General features: G+C 46.0%; 20 protein-coding genes. All 20 read left to right on the top strand.

Annotated features, from left to right (window positions below; all coding sequences use genetic code 11):
* The first annotated feature begins 128 nt into the window (after positions 1-128).
* The 20 genes from GXO74_05930 to GXO74_05835 all read left to right on the top strand — a co-directional run bounded on the left by GXO74_05930 (position 129) and on the right by GXO74_05835 (position 17,971).
* Positions 129-1,166 carry a hypothetical protein gene (locus GXO74_05930; protein NOZ61201.1) on the top strand — a complete coding sequence of 346 codons (1,038 nt, stop codon included), beginning with the start codon at positions 129-131 and terminating at the stop codon, positions 1,164-1,166.
* Between the two features lie 60 nt (positions 1,167-1,226).
* Entirely contained in the window at positions 1,227-2,150 is a 924-nt protein-coding gene (fabD, locus tag GXO74_05925) for an ACP S-malonyltransferase (protein NOZ61200.1), read from the top strand.
* A 29-nt stretch (positions 2,151-2,179) separates the two neighbouring features.
* Positions 2,180-2,914: a 3-oxoacyl-[acyl-carrier-protein] reductase gene (gene fabG, locus GXO74_05920; GenBank protein ID NOZ61199.1), complete on the top strand. Its 735-nt coding sequence runs from the start codon at positions 2,180-2,182 to the stop codon at positions 2,912-2,914.
* A 72-nt stretch (positions 2,915-2,986) separates the two neighbouring features.
* Entirely contained in the window at positions 2,987-3,223 is a 237-nt protein-coding gene (acpP, locus tag GXO74_05915) for an acyl carrier protein (protein ID NOZ61198.1), read from the top strand.
* A 344-nt stretch (positions 3,224-3,567) separates the two neighbouring features.
* The gene (gene fabF / locus GXO74_05910) at positions 3,568-4,815 is read left to right on the top strand and encodes a beta-ketoacyl-ACP synthase II (GenBank protein ID NOZ61197.1); all 1,248 of its coding nucleotides are present in this window, start codon (positions 3,568-3,570) and stop codon (positions 4,813-4,815) included.
* Between the two features lie 14 nt (positions 4,816-4,829).
* A complete protein-coding gene (rnc, locus tag GXO74_05905) occupies positions 4,830-5,591 on the top strand; it encodes a ribonuclease III (GenBank protein NOZ61196.1) in 762 nt (253 codons plus the stop codon).
* Between the two features lie 220 nt (positions 5,592-5,811).
* Positions 5,812-7,128, top strand: a complete 1,317-nt coding sequence (gene ffh, locus GXO74_05900; protein ID NOZ61195.1) for a signal recognition particle protein — start codon at positions 5,812-5,814, stop codon at positions 7,126-7,128.
* A 31-nt stretch (positions 7,129-7,159) separates the two neighbouring features.
* Complete coding sequence (gene rpsP, locus GXO74_05895; GenBank protein ID NOZ61194.1) at positions 7,160-7,876, top strand: 30S ribosomal protein S16; 717 nt, start codon at positions 7,160-7,162, stop codon at positions 7,874-7,876.
* A 210-nt stretch (positions 7,877-8,086) separates the two neighbouring features.
* Positions 8,087-8,317 (top strand): KH domain-containing protein, encoded by a 231-nt coding sequence (locus GXO74_05890; GenBank protein ID NOZ61193.1) that lies wholly within the window; start codon positions 8,087-8,089, stop codon positions 8,315-8,317.
* Between the two features lie 58 nt (positions 8,318-8,375).
* Positions 8,376-8,894: a 16S rRNA processing protein RimM gene (gene rimM / locus GXO74_05885; protein ID NOZ61192.1), complete on the top strand. Its 519-nt coding sequence runs from the start codon at positions 8,376-8,378 to the stop codon at positions 8,892-8,894.
* Positions 8,895-8,900: 6 nt separating this feature from the next.
* A complete protein-coding gene (gene trmD, locus GXO74_05880; protein ID NOZ61191.1) occupies positions 8,901-9,623 on the top strand; it encodes a tRNA (guanosine(37)-N1)-methyltransferase TrmD in 723 nt (240 codons plus the stop codon).
* Between the two features lie 19 nt (positions 9,624-9,642).
* Complete coding sequence (rplS, locus tag GXO74_05875; GenBank protein ID NOZ61190.1) at positions 9,643-9,984, top strand: 50S ribosomal protein L19; 342 nt, start codon at positions 9,643-9,645, stop codon at positions 9,982-9,984.
* Between the two features lie 418 nt (positions 9,985-10,402).
* The gene (locus GXO74_05870; protein ID NOZ61189.1) at positions 10,403-11,683 is read left to right on the top strand and encodes a SpoIIE family protein phosphatase; all 1,281 of its coding nucleotides are present in this window, start codon (positions 10,403-10,405) and stop codon (positions 11,681-11,683) included.
* Positions 11,680-12,117 (top strand): ATP-binding protein, encoded by a 438-nt coding sequence (locus tag GXO74_05865; GenBank protein NOZ61188.1) that lies wholly within the window; start codon positions 11,680-11,682, stop codon positions 12,115-12,117. The genes GXO74_05870 and GXO74_05865 overlap by 4 nt, the downstream gene beginning before the upstream one ends.
* Positions 12,118-12,129: 12 nt before the next feature.
* Entirely contained in the window at positions 12,130-12,471 is a 342-nt protein-coding gene (locus tag GXO74_05860) for an STAS domain-containing protein (protein NOZ61187.1), read from the top strand.
* A complete protein-coding gene (locus tag GXO74_05855) occupies positions 12,472-13,296 on the top strand; it encodes an ABC transporter permease (GenBank protein NOZ61186.1) in 825 nt (274 codons plus the stop codon). It abuts the gene before it with no gap.
* A 372-nt stretch (positions 13,297-13,668) separates the two neighbouring features.
* Positions 13,669-14,475, top strand: a complete 807-nt coding sequence (locus tag GXO74_05850; GenBank protein NOZ61185.1) for an ABC transporter ATP-binding protein — start codon at positions 13,669-13,671, stop codon at positions 14,473-14,475.
* Between the two features lie 45 nt (positions 14,476-14,520).
* Positions 14,521-15,420 (top strand): MCE family protein, encoded by a 900-nt coding sequence (locus tag GXO74_05845; protein NOZ61184.1) that lies wholly within the window; start codon positions 14,521-14,523, stop codon positions 15,418-15,420.
* Between the two features lie 180 nt (positions 15,421-15,600).
* Positions 15,601-16,203: a hypothetical protein gene (locus GXO74_05840; GenBank protein NOZ61183.1), complete on the top strand. Its 603-nt coding sequence runs from the start codon at positions 15,601-15,603 to the stop codon at positions 16,201-16,203.
* 13 nt (positions 16,204-16,216) lie between these two features.
* Positions 16,217-17,971, top strand: coding sequence for a hypothetical protein (locus tag GXO74_05835; GenBank protein ID NOZ61182.1), 1,755 nt, complete (start codon positions 16,217-16,219; stop codon positions 17,969-17,971).
* The last annotated feature ends 255 nt before the right edge of the window (positions 17,972-18,226 follow it).

Genomic DNA, 18,226 nt, shown 5'->3' with positions numbered 1-18,226 from the left:
CCAGGGTGACTTTTCGGAGGGGACAGCCTGTTTAAATTCAGGTCTCATTGTTCGCTCTGAATCGGTGCGAATTTTTGACAAGGACAGGAAATTTATCAGCTTTTTAATTTATCAGGGAAATATTTTTCATGTCAAAGGGAGCTTCTGCACGGCAGATTTTGTTGATTGTTATTTTGATGATTTTGATCGGTGCGTGCGCTTCCGGGATAAAATTACAATTCACACGACCGGGGCAGATTGCTTTTGCCGGAATAAAACGGCTGGTCGTGGCGCCAGTGACTGGCATCAGACAAGCGTCGCAATTTGAGGAAAAATTAGTCGCAGAGTTGGAAAAGAGCGGCTTTTACACAATTCTGCGGGACGCTGATGTGCGAAAAGCCCTGCTCCGGCACGGCGTGACGTACGATGATATCGCTGCGGCTGACTCGCTGCGTTTGAGCGAAGTGGCTTCCTGGCTGCAGGCTGACGGAATTTTGTTCTGTGAATTGAAAGACCTTGATATTAATTATCTCGCGCTGGGTTCGGAAAAAGTTGAAAAATTAGTCTGGACCGGCGAGTACGAGCGCGATGAGTTTGGCGAGATTGTGATGGAACAGGATTCCACCGGCGCACAAGTGAAAAAGAAAAAATTGAAAGTCAAATTCATCGAACAAAAGTTCCAATTGCGCGACGCCAAAGCCGAAGCGGTATTTCGGCTGGTGGATTTTCAAGTCGGGCGAATTATCGGCTCCTGGGATAAAGAAGAACACTACATCGAAGATATTGTTGAAGGCGACCGATCACAGAAATTTCGCTCGGAAAACGACATCAAGCAAATGCTGATGGAAAAAGTTATCCGCGAGTTTGTGCAAGAAATAGGTCCGCGGATCGAATTTGTGAAACGTCAGCCGGAAGGCGGGATCGCGGAATTGGACAGCAGCATTGTTTTCGCCCGTCAAAACGATTGGACTCGAACGCTGAAAATTTTGAATCGCGCTGAGGAGAAATACCCGAACAATGCCAGCGTCTATTTCGATATCGGTTTGGCGCAAGAGGCGGTGGGCGATTACAAATTAGCGGAAATGTATTATTTGAAAGCCGGACTTCTGGCGCCGGAAAATAGAAAATATCGGAAAGCGGTCAAAAGAATCCGCAAGGTCTGGGCGGAAAAAGAAAAAATGAAATAAAAAAATTCTGTGTGAAGCGCACGCGTCGCGGCACTATTTTGTGGGAACGGAATTAAATTTATGGCAAAAAGGGCATTTTTATTTCCCGGTCAGGCTTCTCAATTTGTGGGCATGGCGAGAGATTTGTACGATGAATTTCCACAGGCCAGGGAAATTTTTCAACATGCGAACGAAATTCTCGGTTTTGATATTACAAAAATTTGTTTTGAAGGTCCCGAGGAAGAACTAAAACAGACCCGCATCACTCAACCGGCGATTTTTATCCACAGCTACATCGTGGTGAAAATCTTGGCGGAAAGAGGTTTGCAGCCGGACATGGCAGCGGGACATAGTCTCGGAGAGTATTCTGCGCTCGTAGCGGCAAAAGTCCTTCCATTTGAGGACGGTCTGCGCGCTGTCAAAAAACGCGGCGAGTTGATGCAGGTCGCTGGTGAAAATCAGCCAGGAACAATGGCGGCGATTGTCGGTTTGTCGGCGGAAGATGTGGAAGAAGTTTGTCTGGGAGCATCCGGGGCAGGCGTTGTGCAGCCGGCGAATTTCAATTCTCCGAGTCAAATTGTTATTTCCGGAAGCGTCGCCGGGGTGTCCAAAGCGATGGAACTGGCGAAGGAGAAAAAGGCGATGAAAGTTGTGCCGCTGGTCGTGAGCGGCGCGTTTCATTCACCGTTAATGGCGCCGGCGCAGGAAGAGTTGCAGAAATTTTTGGCGCAATTGCCTTTTGTTGACGCCGAAATCGACGTTTACGCAAATGTGAGCGCTAACGCCCATCGAAAGGCTGATGAAATTTTGCCTCTGCTGATTCAACAGCTTACTTCGCCAGTGAGATGGGCGGAAACTGTCGAGCGCATGGTCGCTGACGGCGCGGATTCCTTTTTTGAAGTGGGACCGGGAAAAGTGCTCACCGGCTTGATGAAACGAATAAATCGGCGGGCAAATATTAAAACAATGGGCACAGTTGGAGAGATAAACGCATTGCTGCCGTAGGCGGCAGTGCTTCAAATACGGGAGGAAAAATGGAGCAACAAGTTGCCGTGATAACCGGTTCGGCGCGCGGGATTGGCAAAGCGATTGCGGAGAAATTTGCCCAATCCGGCTACCAGATTGTCATTTGCGATATCAACGAGGAGCAGATTCAGTCCACCGTCAAGGAAATTGAAGGACTGGGTACAAAGGCCATTGGCGTTAAAGTAGATGTGACCAATGCCGCCGATGTGGACAATTTGTTTGCGGAAACGACAAAAGCGTTCGGCAGAATCGATGTGTTAGTAAACAACGCCGGCATCACCAAAGACACGCTGCTCATTCGAATGCGGGAAAACGATTGGGACGCAGTAATGACGGTGAACCTCAAAGGGATTTTTCTGTGCACCAAAGCTGCCGCAAAAATTATGATGAAACAGCGCAGCGGAAAAATCGTGAATATTTCTTCTGTCGTCGGCGTCATGGGAAATGTCGGCCAGTCGAATTATTCCGCGTCCAAAGGCGGAGTGATCGCATTCACAAAAAGCGTTGCCAAAGAGCTTGCTGCTCGCGGGATTACTGTCAATGCGGTGGCGCCGGGCTACATTGAAACGGAGATGACGAAGACACTGTCGGACGATGTAAAGGAAAATTATCTCAAAATTATTCCGTTGAAACGTCCGGGCATGCCGGAAGATGTAGCGAACGTGGTGGCGTTTTTGGCGTCTCCGGCAGCGGATTATGTGACCGGCCAGGTCATTCATATTGACGGCGGAATGGTAATGTAAATTCATATTTTTAGAAAAAAGCACCTGCTTTAATTAATTAAATTTTGGTGAGAAAAACCAGGAGGACAACACATGTCAGTAGAAGACAAAGTAAAAAATATCATCGTCGAGCAGCTTGGCGTTGAACCGAGCGAAGTAACAGATGAAGCTCATTTCATCGAAGATCTTGGCGCTGATTCTCTGGATACCGTTGAATTGGTCATGGCGTTAGAGGACGAATTCAAGGTTGAGATTCCCGATGAAGATGCCGAAAAAATCACGACGGTCGGCTCTGCCATCGAATATCTGAAAGAAAAGGGAGTTGAATAATACACGAGTTTCAATGGGTTGAGCGCTGCGTCGCTGTGTCAGAGCTTAACCCATTTCTTGTGTTTGCCGGGTTTATTAATTGCTTGATTCAAAAAATGCGCCGAAAAGAGATGCCGTTCAAAAGCGTTTCTCTTACAAATTTAAAAAAATGCCTGTTGATTCGCGCGCTGAAGGCTTGCCATTTTCAAAAGCGGTTTTTCGGCTCTTGATTTTGTCAGAGAAAATTTTGCATCAATCGTCGACGCTCGCCTTTCAATAGAGTCATGTTCGGGGCGGCGAATGTGGCAAATGTTTCCAATTTTCTATTTTAAAAATGATAGTAAAAAAAGTCCGAGGTGTTTTTTATGAGAAGAAAAGTCGTCGTTACCGGGTTAGGCGCGATCAGTCCTATCGGTAATACCGTGAACGAATACTGGGAAGCGTTGTTGCAAGGAAAAAGCGGTGTGGATTATATCACTCGTTTTGATGCGGAACAGTTCACCACAAAATTTGCCGCTGAAGTTAAAGATTTTGATCCTCTTCAATATATTGAGAAAAGAGAAGTGCGGCGAATGGATTTGTTTTCCCAATATGCTGTGGTTGCGGCCCAGCAGGCAGTCGACGACGCCGGGCTTCAACCGGAAAAAGAAGACCGCAATCGCATCGGCGTTGTGCTGGGCACCGGAATCGGAGGAATGCAGGTTTATCACAATGAAACGCTTAATCTTTTGAAGCACGGGCCTCGGAAAATCAGTCCGTTTTTTATCCCCATGTTGATTCCTGATATTGCGCCGGGATATGTGAGCATTCGTTTTGGTTTTAAAGGCCCCAATTTTTCCACGGTGTCTGCTTGCGCATCCAGCGCGCACAGCATTAATACAGCGTTGCGATTAATCCGTTACGGCGATGCTGATGTGATGGTGACCGGAGGAACGGAATCTACCATAACTTATCTTTGTATCGGCGGCTTTAATTCGATAAGAGCTTTGTCAACTCGAAATGACGCCCCGCAAAAGGCAAGCCGTCCGTTCGATTTGAACAGAGATGGATTTGTCGTCGGAGAAGGAGCGGGAATATTGATTTTGGAGTCTGAAGAGCACGCACTGAAACGCGGAGCGAAAATTTACGCAGAATTAGCCGGCGCGGGCGCGACAGCCGACGCTTATCATGTAACTGCGCCAGACCCTGAGGGAGCCGGAGCCGCGCAAGCGATGAAGATCGCGCTCGAAGATGCCGGGATTTCTCCGGATGAAGTCGATTATATCAACGCACACGGTACCTCGACGCGTTATAACGACATCATGGAAACCAAGGCGATCAAGATGGTTTTTGGCGAACATGCCAGGACTCTTCACATCAGTTCAACCAAGTCTATGGTCGGACATTTGCTTGGTGCTTCCGGAGGCGTTGAGATTATTGCCGCGATTCTTTCGGTTTTGAATGACATAATTCATCCAACGATTAATTACGAGACGCCGGATCCTGAGTGCGATTTAAATTATACCCCTAATGTGCCAGTTAAAAAACCCGTCAATGTGGCTATTTCAAATTCATTCGGTTTTGGCGGGCACAACGGAACCCTGGTTGTCAAAAAATATGAGGCATCACGGTAAAAACCAGAACGCTCATGTTGAACAAACTGAATACTTTCGTCGCCAAACTCTTTCATCCTCATTCTCAAGCGAGATCGTTGACGAAAAGAGATATTGAAAGAATTGAACTAAAACTAAATTACCATTTTTCGAACAAACAACTGATTTTTCAGGCGCTGAAACATCGTTCTTTTTTGGCGGTCACGAATGAGCCTCGGCTGCAATCCAATGAGCGGCTCGAACTGTTGGGGGACGCGGTGTTGGGAATGGTCGTCGTGGAGCATTTGTACCGACGATTTCCTGAAAAAGGTGAGGGCGAGCTGACGGCGATAAAATCTCTTGTAGTAAGCCGAAAAATATTGGCAAATGTTGCCCGACAGATCGGCTTGGGCGATGTCGTCTTGCTTAACGACGCTGAAGAAAAAGCCGGCGGAAGGAACAGACCTTCTATTTTGGCGGACACTTTCGAAGCGATTACCGGGGCGATTTATCTCGATGGCGGCTTAAAAACCGCGGTGGAGTTCATCAGCGACAAACTTTTGAGCCAAATCGATGATATTCTCTCAAAGGAGCAGTACAAAAATTTCAAAAGTATGCTGTTGGAATATGCGCAAAGTCGCGGCATGGGAGTGCCTCATTACGTGGTGAAAAAAGAGGAAGGGCCTGATCACAAGAAGATTTTTACCATAGACGTACTGATCAAAAACAGGGATCTGGGATCAGGAAAGGGGAATAGCAAAAAGAAAGCGGAGCAAATTGCCGCGAAAAACGCGCTCCGGCAATTGAAAATCCTTTGATGATAAAAAGCGTAAAAATATTCTAACGGCCGAAAATTTTTTTTGATTCGGTGCCGGGAAATGCAGTGGAATGTCCTGTGCGCAAAATTTACTTGCATATCTTAATATTTTTTATTATATTTAAAAGCTATCGACGAATTAAGCTTATTTGCCTAGTTGTCTGTTAATTTGAAAGATAAGGCTGCGGAGCAAATTTAATCGAGCAGGTTGAGTTGAAGTTATGTTTCAGGATTTGACGGAAAAATTAGAAAGCGTATTCAAGAAACTTCGCGGTCATGGTAAATTGTCCGAAAAGAACGTCAGTGATGCCCTCAAAGAAGTGCGTCGCGTTTTGCTCGAAGCGGATGTCAATTACAAAGTTGCCAAGACATTTATCGCCGCGGTGCAAGAGCGAGCGTTAGGCCAGAAGGTGCTGAAAAGCATTACCCCGGGGCAGCAAATCGTGAAAATTATTCACGACGAGTTGGTAAACTTGATGGGGAAATCTGACGTTCCTTTGAAAATTTCCGGACAGATTCCGTCGATCATCATGCTTTCCGGTTTGCAGGGATCAGGAAAAACCACGCTCGCCGGAAAGTTGGGTTTATTTTTGAGAAAAAAAGGTCGCAAGCCGGTTTTGGTCGCCGCTGATATTTATCGGCCGGCGGCGGTGCGCCAGTTGGAGATTGTCGGCGAAAAGATCGAAGCGCCGGTTATCTCTGACAGCAAAAAATCAGCCGTGGAAATTTGTTTGTCCGCGGTGGACTTTTGCCGCAAACACAGCCACGACGTGGCAATTTTTGACACTGCCGGGCGGCTGCACATCGACGACGCTATGATGAACGAACTGTTGGAGATAAAGAAAAAAACGAATCCGACAGAGATTCTGTTCGTCGCCGACGGCATGACGGGCCAGGATGCGGTGAATACCGCCAAGGAATTTCAAAATTGGCTCGATTTCGACGGGATTGTGTTGACGAAAATGGACGGCGATGCTCGTGGCGGCGCTGCTCTTTCCATGCGCATGGTGACGAATAAGCCCATTAAACTTATTTCCACGGGCGAGAAATTTGCTGCGTTGGAGACGTTTCATCCGGAACGGATGGCGTCGCGGATTTTGGGCATGGGCGATGTCGTTACTCTGGTGGAAAAAGCCCAGGATGCAGTTGACCGAGAGCAGGCGGCGAAATTAGAGAAAAAACTTCGCCGGCAGCAATTTACGTTGCAGGATTTTTACGATCAATTGCAGCAGATAAAAAAGATGGGCCCGCTGAGTCAGTTGATCGGCATGTTGCCCGGGGCGCAGGGAAAAATGATGAAAGGCCTCGATGTCGATGACCGCGCTTTGGTGAAAATTGAGGCGATCATCAATTCCATGACTCCGGACGAAAGACAGCGACCGCACATCATCGACGGCAGCCGGCGAAAAAGAATTTTCAGGGGCAGCGGTACCAGTATTCAGGATGTGAATCAATTGCTGAAGCAATTTAAAATGATGCAAAAAATGATGAAAAATATTAACAAGATCGGCTTCAAGGGTTTGCCGATTGGTTTTTAGTGAAAAATTTGAACGTGAGGAGGTAAAAGAATTGGCAGTAAAATTACGATTGACACGACGAGGAAAAAAGAAACAGCCTTTTTATAGAATCGTCGCTATCGATTCGCGTGCTAAACGCGACGGAAAATACATTGAAAAGATCGGTCATTACAATCCTTTGACCAATCCGGCTGAAGTGCTGATTGATGAGGAAAAGGTTTTTTATTGGCTGAAAAATGGCGCCATCCCCACGGATACGGTGAAAAATTTGCTGAGCGAACACGGCATCTGGATGAAATGGTCTTTGATGAAACAGGGTGCAGATGAGAAGAAAATTGAAGAAGAAGTGAAAAAGTGGGAAGTTTTACAATTAGAACGACAAAAACGTCTGGAAGCGATTGAGGCGCAAAAGAAAAGAGACAAAGAAGAAGCGAAAGCCGCTGAAGAAGAGGAAGCGGTAGCGGCAGAAGCTGGAGAAACTGAACAAGCGGCAGAAGCTGAAGAAATTGAGCCAGCAACTGAAGTTGTTGAAACCGAACAGGCGGCGGAAGCTGAAGAAACTGAACCGACAACTGAAACTGCTGAAATTGAACAGGCGGCAGAAGCAGCAGAAACCGAGCCGACGATAGAGGTAGCTGAGGTTGAAGCTGCGGCGGAAACTGCACCTGTTGAGGAGGCGGCAGAAGAACCAGCCGCTGAAGCAGCGGAGCCGGCTGCCGAAGAAACTGCTGATAGCGAAGAGAAAAAACAAGAATCAGCTTCGGAATAAAGTAGTCTATAAAAACGTGCGCTTCTCTTTTGGATAAATTTTGATCAAATATAGATTCGGTTGTTCTTTGAACGAGTTCGCAGAAAGATAAATCAAATAATCCGATCTCTACTATTACGAGCTAATTGAGGAGGGGATATTATGTTCGCGGAATCCAATGAGACGATGGAGCCTAAAGAACAACAATCTGAGAATGCGCAGGTTGGAGACATGAAAAGGTTCATTGAAACCATCGCCAAACATCTGGTCGACAAGCCCGAAGAGGTTAGCGTCACAGAGATCGATGGTGAGCGCACGATTGTGTATGAACTGCGGGTGGGATACGGAGATTTAGGAAAAGTGATCGGCAAACGCGGTCAGACAGCCAAATCGATCCGCATTTTACTGGCGGCTGCATCAGCAAAAAGAGGGAAACGCGCTGTTCTGGAAATTCTGGAATAACCATCGAGCAATTTTTGGCAAAAACGAATGAACGACCTCGGCAAAAATTCGGGTAATTATGAAACCTCGTCCGGAATTTGTTTCCATCGGGTACGTTAGCAGGGCGCATGGCATCAAAGGAGAAGTAGCTGTTTTTCCCATTACTGATGATCCGGAACAGTTTATGCGTCCGATGGAGTTTTTCCTTTCCGATGATCAGGATTCAAGAGAAAGAATCGTCATCGAGCGAGTGCGCGCCAGAAAAGGCAGCTTCATCGTCAAAATTCGTGGCATTAACGATCGAAATGCCGCAGAAGAAATTTGCCATCGCTATTTGCAGCGGCGGCTGAGTGATGATGAAAATCTGGCTCAAGACGAATATTTTATTTTTGATCTCATCGGTTTGACCGTCAAAACGATTGACGGAGTTGATCTCGGAATCATCGCGGATGTGCTCGTTCTTCCGGCGAATGATGTTTACGTTGTGCGGAAGAATTCCCGAGAAATTTTGATCCCGGTGATCAAGTCTGTGGTCAAGCGCGTTGATCTGGAAAATGAAGTTGTTTACATTGAACCGATGGAAGGTTTGTTGTCGTAAAAGTTAATGAAAATTCATATTATTACAGCTTTCCCTGATCTGATTCGCAGCCCGTTGAGCGAGAGCATTATCAAACGGGCGCAGGAAAAAGGGCTCGTTGAAATTTTTGTACACAATTTGCGTGATTACAGCGAGAATAAGCATCATAAAGTAGATGACTATCCCTACGGCGGCGCGCCGGGAATGGTGTTGAAACCGGAGCCGATTTTCAATTGTATCGAAGCTGTCTTACGCGATTTTGAAATTGAAAAACCGAATCTTATTTTTCTCACTCCACAGGGGAAAAAATACAATCAAAAAAAAGCAGTGGAACTATCGCTCAAAGAGCATTTGATTTTTCTTTGTGGACATTACAAAGGAGTGGACGAGCGGGTCCGCGAATATTGGCAGATGGATGAAATTTCCGTCGGCGATTACGTGCTCAGCGGAGGTGAGTTGCCGGCGCTGGTGGTCGTTGATTCAGTAGTGCGGCTCATTCCGGGGGTTATCAGCGACATAAATTCCGCGACGACAGATTCTTTTTTTAAAAATCGGCTCGATTGTCCCTATTACACCAGGCCTGAGGTGTACCGGGGAATGAAGGTGCCGGAAGTTTTACGGTCAGGTCATCACGCCGAAATTAAAAAATGGCAGGAACAAAAATCGTGGGAAAGAACACTGCAGCATCGGCGGGATTTGTTGGATTCGAAAAACGATCAAGAATTTACAGATGTGAATGACGAAAAGTAATTTTGAGGAGGCAAGATAGATGGACAAGGTGAAAATGGCGGTCGCCGACCAGCTTCGGACCGACGTTCCGGATTTTGGCCCCGGAGACACGGTGGCGGTACACGCCAAAGTGGTTGAAGGCGACAAAGAACGTATTCAGGTTTTTGAGGGTGTGGTAATCAAGCGGAAAGGCAAAGATATTGACGCAACTTTTACTGTACGCAAAATCTCTCAGGGGGTTGGCGTGGAAAGAATTTTTCCGCTGCATTCGCCGCGAATTGCAAAAATTGAAAAATTACGTTCCGGTAAAGTGAGACGCGCGAAATTGTACTACCTCCGCGGTTTGCGCGGAAAAGCAGCGCGGATTGAGGAAAAGCGTTAGTTCGTTTTCCCGTAAAAATTTTATCAAAATAGAACCGTTGTCGAAGCATTTCGATTGCGGTTTTTTTTTTGAGATAAAATTTCACCACGAAGGCACCAACCTCCCCCGAAAAATTATTTCATCAAAATTTCCTTGATGATTTTTTCAAAGCGAACATGTTTGCTGCGTGCCGCGATTTTAAAAAAGTAAATTCCGCTGCTCATTTGATCCCCTGCTTCGTTTTTACCGTCCCATTGCATTGAAGTAACAACCTGCCTATTTGGGCTATCATTGAAAAAATCCGGCTTTGGACAAAAATCGCCAATTGTTAAAAAAAAGTTACTTTAATTTTATGCTTGCTTTTATTATCCTTTTATTATATCTTTATATGATTTGCTTCTTTGTTCTTACTTGAATTTCAACTTGCAAGGTAACAAAAATGAACGAACTTGGACAGCTTCGGCAAAAAATAAAAGACCTCACCAGTTTAATCGACGTCACTTCAATTATCACATCCACACTTGACCTGGATGAGCTCATGGCGCTGGTCATGGAAAAAGCGCAAGAGGTGATGCACGCTGAGGCAAGCTCGATCATGTTGCTCAACGAAGACACTGGTTTGTTGGAATGTCAAATTGCTCTGGGCAAGGTTCAGGATAAAGTAAAAAATAAAATTCAATTGAAAATAGGGCAGGGCATTGCCGGCTGGGTCGCCCAAACAGGCGAGTCGATCATCGTTCCCGACGTTTCCAGCGATAGCCGTTTTTTTTCGGAGATTGATCAAAATACTGGTTTTGAGACGCGGTCGATTCTGGCGGCGCCGCTGAAAGTGAAAAACAAAGTGATCGGCGTGGCAGAAGTGATCAATCGTCTCGATGCGCATCCGTTCACCAAAGAAAATCTGGAAATTTTTGAGACTTTTTGTCGTCAGGTGGCGCTGGCGATCGAAAACGCGCGCATGCACCATTACGTGCTGGAACAGCAGCGTTTGCGACAGCAATTGGAGTCCGCTCACCGCATTCAGCAAAGTTTTATGCCGCAGTCGTTCCCGAAGGGCGATCAGGAACGATTTTTAATTTATGGTAAAAATATTCCGGCGACTGCTGTGGGCGGCGATTTGTTCGATTTTGTGCTTTTGGACGAAGACAAGCTGGCGATTGTGATCGGCGATGTTTCCGGGAAAGGGATTCCGGCGGCGTTATTCATGGCGCGGTTGATCAGCGATTTTCGTTATTACTGTCATCTCGCAGAATCGCCGGCAAATATGATGGAATTTTTGAACAAAGCGTTGTTGAAGAGAAGCCAACGGGGCATGTTTGTTTCGCTCGTTTCCATGGTATTGGACGCGAGAGCCGGAAAACTGACCATCTCTAATGCGGGCCACTTGCCTCCGCTGTGGTGGCGGGAAAAAGAAAAGCGAATAGAACGCATTGAGAATGATTCCGGCATCCCACTGGGAATTCTGGCGAACGCAAATTACGATAATGAAGTAGTGAACTTGCGGCCGGGAGACACAATTTTGCTCTACACCGACGGCGTCATTGAAGCCCACGATGCCATGAATAAAATGTACACGCTGGACAAACTTATCGACGGGATTCGCGCTCCGATTCCGAGTCCGCAAGATTTTATCGAACGGATTATCGACGATATCAAGAAATTTCAGGGGAAAGTCAATCAGCACGATGATATTACACTGTTAGCTTTGAGGTTGCAATGACCCAACAGCAGACGAGTGAAAAAGTGGAAACGATTGAAATCCGGATTCCTGCCAAGCCGCAGTTTCTGAAAATAATTCGCGCGGCAGTGGGGAGCATCTGTGAAATTAGCGGCATTTGTCTGGATGATTTGCACAACGTGATTTTGGCGGTGGACGAGGCGTGCAGCAATATCATCAAACACACTTACGGCGGTCCCAGTGATGAGCCGATTCGGGCGACGATTTTGATTTGCCAGGGGAAGATCGAAATCCGATTGCGCGATTTTGGCAAGAAAATTGATATTAAAAAAATCAAACCGAGAAAATTGGATGAAATCAGACCAGGAGGACTGGGCGTCCATTTCATCAATGCGGTGATGGATGAAGTGGAATATGACAATCAGTTCGAACAGGGAAATCAGGTGAAATTAGTCAAATATATTGAAGAGAAATAGAAGGGGAAGTTTGTGGAACTGGAAGTTTTTGAAAAGAAGAATGTGGCAATTTTGAAAATCGCGGGAGATGTTGATCTTTATTCTTCTCCTCAGGTGCGCAAGAAAATATTAGCTTTGATGAAAAAGAAAATTGAAAATCTTCTTGTCGATCTGGACGGCGTTTCCTACATGGACAGTTCCGGCGTCGCGACGCTGGTGGAAGCGCTGCAACTCATGAACAAACGACACGGGAAACTCAAACTTTTTAATTTGAAACCGGCAATTCGGGACGTTTTTGAACTCAGCCGTCTGGACAAAGTTTTTGATATTTGCGAAGATGAAAGCCAGGCGATGACAGCCGTCAGTGAGGAGTAAATGTCAGACAGAGAAACGAAACATTTTGTTACGCAAACATTTGGCTCAATCGGACGGCAATCTTTGATGTACATGGCCCACGTGGGGCGCATGGTTAAACTGACCAGAGATGCCCTGCGTTGGATATTTGTGGCTCCTTTTCGCGGCAAAGGCGGCATCCGCTGGCAGAGCACCGTGCAGCAGATGATTTACATCGGCTACAATTCCATTCCCATCGTGGCGACAATTTGCTTTTTCGTAGGCTTGATTATGGCGATGCAGGCGGCGTATCAATTGGAACGATTTGGCGCGTCCATTTATACAGCGGATTTAGTGGGCGTTTCCATGACCCGGGAACTGGGACCTTTGCTGACGGCAATCATTGTCGCCGGGCGGAGCGGCTCAGCTATCGCCGCGGAAATCGGCACCATGAAAGTCAACGAAGAAATCGACGCGCTGCGCACCATGGGCTTTAATCCGGTCTGGTTTTTAGTGGTTCCCAGATTTTTAGCGCTGTTGATTGTGCTGCCCTGTTTGTCGCTGATGGCAGATGTGCTGGGCATTCTCGGCGGTTTTTTTCTGGCGATTGTAAATTTGCACATTTCTTTCATCCGTTATTTCAACCAGACAGCGGATGCGTTAGTAATGAAAGATTTGCTCACCGGACTGGTGAAGACTTTCTTTTTCGCGACCATTATCTCACAAGTTGGCGCCTATCAGGGTTTCATCGTCAAAGGCGGCGCCGAAGGCGTGGGAAAATCTACAACAGCGTCGGTAGTGACGTCGATTTTTCTCATTATTGTCGCTGATCTGGTAATGACGATGATTTTTTATTCAACGTTGTAGTTTTTAAAAATTATCATATTTCTGTAACGATTTTTTTGCACGAAATTATTTTAGATTAAAGGGAAGCGAATCTTTTCTGGATATTTTTAGTTTCTAATTCGATTTTGATTTGAACATCCCCCCTTGTTCCCCCCTTCAAAGGGGGGAGTCAAAGAAGTTCCCCTCTGAAGGGGAGATTAAAGGAAGTTCCCAATTGAAGGGGTGATTCAAGAAAGTCCCACTTTGAAGCGAAGATCCAAGGAAGTCCCCCTTTGAAGGGGGATTTAGGGGGATGTCAGATGACCCGATAACAAAATATTGTTAAACAGAACAATCTGACTGGTAGTTCTAATCAGCAAAAAAAAATGATACTCTTGACTAATCAGGACCATCATGACTAATTCAAAACAACCCATCATTGACATACAGGATCTGGTTACCTACTACGGATCGCGGAAGGTTTTGGATGGCATTAATTTGCAAATTTTCCCGGGCGAGACGGTGACAATTTTGGGGCGTTCCGGCTGCGGAAAAAGCACGCTGCTGCGGCACATTATTGGCCTTTCCAAACCCACGGCCGGGACAATTTGGATCAAGGGACAGGATATTACGGCACTCAGCGAAGAAGAAATGCTGCCGATTCGCCGCAAAATCGGCATGTTATTTCAAGGCGGTGCTTTATTCAATTCCATGTCTGTGGGCGACAATGTGGCGCTGCCGTTGCGCGAGCACACAGAACTGGAAGATTCGACCATCAAGATTATGACGCGGATGAAACTGGATCAAGTCGGCCTGGCTGGTTTTGAGGATTTTTTGCCGTCGCAGTTGTCCGGGGGAATGAAAAAACGCGCCGCATTGGCGCGCGCTATTGCCATGGATCCAGACATCCTCTTTTGCGACGAGCCTTCTGCCGGACTGGATCCCATTGTTGCGGTGGGTATTGACAATTTAATTTTGAAATTAAAAAAAGCGTTCCACATGACCATCGTCATCGTGACGCATGAACTGGAATCAGTGTATCTGATCGCAGATCGCGTGGCGCTTTTGGACGACGGAAAAATTATTGCGTTGGGCACTGTGGATGAACTGAAGAATTCTGACAATCCCAAAGTGCAGCAGTTTTTTCAGCGTATTCCCGATCCGGAAAAAATTGACAAAGACAGTTATCTCAAATCGCTCATTGGCGAGACAGATGAATAAATAAAATAATTTTTTTTTGAATGAACTTCAACTGCACGGGGAACCATGGAATACAAAGCGAATGAAGTAAAGGCCGGTTGTTTTGTCGTTTTCAGCATTCTGCTGTTGGTTTTTTTCCTGATAGTCGTTTCGGGAATGGATTTGTTGAAAAAAACAAACACCTATTTGACGCACTTCAAATACACTAGCGGTCTGGAGGTTGGCTCGCTGGTGCGTTACGGCGGAATGGAAGTCGGCAAAATCAAAGAAATGCGTATCTCACCGGAAGACGACAGCTACATAGAATTTCTCATCGAGATTAATGCAGATGTGCCGGTGAAACAAGACTCCCGAGTTTTCATCACTTCCATTGGCATCATGGGGGAATATTACATCGAAATTTCCACTGGCAGCCCTGACGCCAAACGGGCAAAGCCGGGGAGTTTGCTGAATTGCAAGGAAGTCACGCCGCTGATGATGCTCACGGAAAATGTGGACAAACTGACCAATCAATTGTCCGAGACCATCGACGGCATCAACCAGTTGCTGGGCCAGGATAATCAGCAGGAATTTCACCAAATTCTGGCGAATTTCAATCAACTGCTCGATCAAAACCAGCAGTCCGTTTCCTCGATGATGGAAAATATGAATTTGGTGCTGGCGGATTTGCACAGCATGAGCAGCAAATTGGACAAAATGGTCGGCGACAATCAGGATGAAATTTCCACTTCCATTTCTCATCTGGAAGGAACGCTGAAAGAGTCGAAAAATGCAATCAAAGAATTCCAGTCCACACTGACCATGTTCAATGGAATGCTATCGTCGCAGAATGTGAATTATCAGGATATCATGGAAAATCTGAACCGCACCACGCAGAATCTGGATGAGTTCACTAAACTGATTAAAGAAAAACCCTGGAGTTTAATTCGAAAATCTGCGCCGGCGCCGCGGGAGTTTGAAAAGTAGATTTTCAAACTGGTCTTTTTCTTTGGAAGTAAAGCGACCGCTTTTAAAAAATACTCGTTCAAAACAAGGGGGTAAAAGTCTCACGGTCTAATTAATGGTTTTTCAATGAGTTAAGGCGTCAGCATTTTAAAAAGATACGCGTCCGACAGAAATGAAATAAACATGATTGGAGAATCACAAATGAGGAAATTTTCCGTTTATTTTTTGATATTATTGACATTGACGATTTTTTGGCAGTGCGCCAGTGTGCCCGATACCCATTTTTATTTCATGGAGTTTGAAAACCAGCAAACTTCGGCAAGCGCGACGCCCAAATACGATGTTTCTCTCGAAGTGACAAAATTTACTGCCAAACCATTTTATGCCGGAGATCGCATTGTTTATCGGGAGAATTTGTACGAAGGCAAACGTTATCACTACCAGCGCTGGGCCGCTTCTCCGGCGGAATTATTCACCGATAAATTAGTCGAGCAGTTGCGCGCTGCCAATTTGTTTCAGCAAGTGATAAATGGCTACAATTATAACAAATCAGATTATCGCTTGTCCGGTGAAATCGAAGCCATCGAAGAAGTGGATGAGGGCGCACAATGGTTTGGGCGCGTGAAAGTGGCATTTGCCCTTTCGGATGCGAACAGAAAGTTGCTCTGGCAAAAAACTTTCGACAAAAAAACGGTGGTGAACAAAAAAGCGCCGCTGGAAATCGTCAAAAGCATTAATGCCAGCGCGCAGGCTTGTGTGTATGAATTAATCAAAGAACTGGATCAGTTTTTTAGCCAAAAATAATTAAACTCAGTGAATGAAAGACAAATTCCGACAAAATTATTTTATCTTCTTTCTCATTTTCGTTGTTCTGTTCTCATTTTGCGGCAAAAAAAACGACTCCGGCATTTTGGCGCGCGTGGGCGACGAGACCATTGGTAGCGAAGATTTTATTCTAAATTTCGAGCTACAGGCAAAGCCCGGCGCGCGACCCAGAACGTACGATGATAGAAAAAGATTTTTGCAGCGCATGATTGAGAATCGGCTGCTGGCGCTGTACGGTCTGGAGAATGGCTACGCCAGCGATCCGCGAATTTCCCACCAATTGAAAGCCATTGAAAAAGATGCGCTCATCAAAGAACTCTACCGACAAAAAGTCGCGGATCAAGTGATGATTTCCGAATCTGAATTGCGCGATGGTTACCTCAAATCGAAAACAAAAATCCGCGCCCGGCATTTATTTGTGAAAACAAAGCAGCAGGCGGATTCGCTGTTGTCTCTGCTGAAAAAAGGCTATTCGTTTCAGCAGCTCAGTCACAATCTTTTCCGCGATACGACGCTGGCGAAAAATGGCGGCGATCTGGGCTATTTTTCTTTCGGCGACATGGACGAAAATTTTGAGAACGCAGCGTACAGACTGCGCGTGGGCGAGATTTCCCAGCCAGTGAAAACCCGCTGGGGCTTTCACATCATTAAAGTCGAAGACAAAGTGGTCTCGCCAATTTTACCGGAGAGTGAATTTCAAGCACAAAAACATCGCATCGCGCGCGTCATTCGCGAACGGAAAGAAACGGCGTTGGCGAACGAATATGTCAAAAATCTGATGAAAGACAAACATGTCATTGTCAAAGCCGATGCGGTGAATTTTCTCGTGCGGGCGGCGCGAAAAATCAAAAAACGGACTGACGCACTGCTGCCGAACAAATTTCCCGTATTGACGGACGAAGAAATTCAGTCGGTGCAGAAAGACGTGGAAAATCATTTGCACGACACGGTTGTCGAATTTGCCGGCGGCAGTTGGGACGTGGAAACTTTTTTTCAAAAAATAGCAGAATCGCTGCCGCAGGACAGGCCTGATCTGACTTCCCATCTGGACATCGCTGAAAAATTGGCGGTAATGGTGCGCAATGAATTTTTACTGAAAGAGGCGCTGGCTGCCGAGGTGGATCAAATTCCCGAAGTCCGACGACAAATTCGCAAGCAAAAAAACCGCTTGATTGCCAAACTTGTCAGAGCGGACATTGTGGACAATATTCAGCCTTCGCCGCAGGATTTTCAAAATTATTACCAATCCCATCGGGAAAAATATTCTTCGCCGGAAAAGCTTCACTTGCGCGAAATAGCGGTCTCGGATTCGGCATTGGCGCAGCGAATCTACGCGAAAATCTTAACCGGTGAAGATTTTGCCGCGCTGGCAAAAAAGTACTCGCTGCGCAAAAATACGGCGGAAAAAGGAGGAGACCTGGGACTTTGGGCGGCGCCGGATCATCCGCAAATTGCGGCGCGAGTAGGTAATTTGCAATTGGGACAGGTTACGGCGCCATTTTTCCTGAACGAGAATTATTTTTTACTGCAACTCATCGAACGAATTCCGCCGCAGCCGCTGTCATTCTCCGATGTGGAAGATTTGGTGAAAACCGACACCAAGAACGAGTTGATGCGAAAAGCCATTGCAAAAATTTGTGCGGAGACAGAGAAAAAATACCCGGTGAAAATTTTTGAGAATGAATTGAGAAAGTTCGGCAAACAGGAAGACGGCAATGTCGTGGAAATGATCAGGGTGGGAAGTTGACAAAGATGTGGCTGCAATCTTGTCGTGCGAATGATCGGTTAAAGCTAAATTTAAAACGCTAATTTCCTGATTTTACAAAGCGAACGCCTAAAATTCAAATCGGTAACGGAATCAAGTTGTCAAACTTTTATTATTTTTTCTCAATTCTCGACACAAAAATTTTCAACTGGTCGTTCACGGTTGTAATCTATTTTTATTTTCAAGTTAATGAAAAACCAAAGCGCGAAGTCGCGGCAGTGACGCGGAACATCCGCG

Source organism: Calditrichota bacterium, assembly GCA_013152715.1.
In the GTDB taxonomy this organism is placed as follows: domain Bacteria; phylum Zhuqueibacterota; class Zhuqueibacteria; order Thermofontimicrobiales; family Thermofontimicrobiaceae; genus 4484-87.
This window is presented reverse-complemented; position numbering and strand designations above follow the sequence as displayed.

Coding starts and splice junctions, on each gene's coding strand:
- trmD (NOZ61191.1), top strand. CDS start 8,901: ATGAAAATTCATATTATTACAGCTTTCCCTGATCTGATTCGCAGCCCG.
- GXO74_05835 (NOZ61182.1), top strand. CDS start 16,217: ATGAAAGACAAATTCCGACAAAATTATTTTATCTTCTTTCTCATTTTC.
- rnc (NOZ61196.1), top strand. CDS start 4,830: ATGTTGAACAAACTGAATACTTTCGTCGCCAAACTCTTTCATCCTCAT.
- GXO74_05845 (NOZ61184.1), top strand. CDS start 14,521: ATGGAATACAAAGCGAATGAAGTAAAGGCCGGTTGTTTTGTCGTTTTC.
- GXO74_05865 (NOZ61188.1), top strand. CDS start 11,680: ATGACCCAACAGCAGACGAGTGAAAAAGTGGAAACGATTGAAATCCGG.
- fabD (NOZ61200.1), top strand. CDS start 1,227: ATGGCAAAAAGGGCATTTTTATTTCCCGGTCAGGCTTCTCAATTTGTG.
- ffh (NOZ61195.1), top strand. CDS start 5,812: ATGTTTCAGGATTTGACGGAAAAATTAGAAAGCGTATTCAAGAAACTT.
- fabG (NOZ61199.1), top strand. CDS start 2,180: ATGGAGCAACAAGTTGCCGTGATAACCGGTTCGGCGCGCGGGATTGGC.
- acpP (NOZ61198.1), top strand. CDS start 2,987: ATGTCAGTAGAAGACAAAGTAAAAAATATCATCGTCGAGCAGCTTGGC.
- GXO74_05890 (NOZ61193.1), top strand. CDS start 8,087: ATGAAAAGGTTCATTGAAACCATCGCCAAACATCTGGTCGACAAGCCC.
- GXO74_05850 (NOZ61185.1), top strand. CDS start 13,669: ATGACTAATTCAAAACAACCCATCATTGACATACAGGATCTGGTTACC.
- GXO74_05840 (NOZ61183.1), top strand. CDS start 15,601: ATGAGGAAATTTTCCGTTTATTTTTTGATATTATTGACATTGACGATT.
- GXO74_05870 (NOZ61189.1), top strand. CDS start 10,403: ATGAACGAACTTGGACAGCTTCGGCAAAAAATAAAAGACCTCACCAGT.
- rplS (NOZ61190.1), top strand. CDS start 9,643: ATGGACAAGGTGAAAATGGCGGTCGCCGACCAGCTTCGGACCGACGTT.
- fabF (NOZ61197.1), top strand. CDS start 3,568: ATGAGAAGAAAAGTCGTCGTTACCGGGTTAGGCGCGATCAGTCCTATC.
- GXO74_05855 (NOZ61186.1), top strand. CDS start 12,472: ATGTCAGACAGAGAAACGAAACATTTTGTTACGCAAACATTTGGCTCA.
- rimM (NOZ61192.1), top strand. CDS start 8,376: ATGAAACCTCGTCCGGAATTTGTTTCCATCGGGTACGTTAGCAGGGCG.
- GXO74_05930 (NOZ61201.1), top strand. CDS start 129: ATGTCAAAGGGAGCTTCTGCACGGCAGATTTTGTTGATTGTTATTTTG.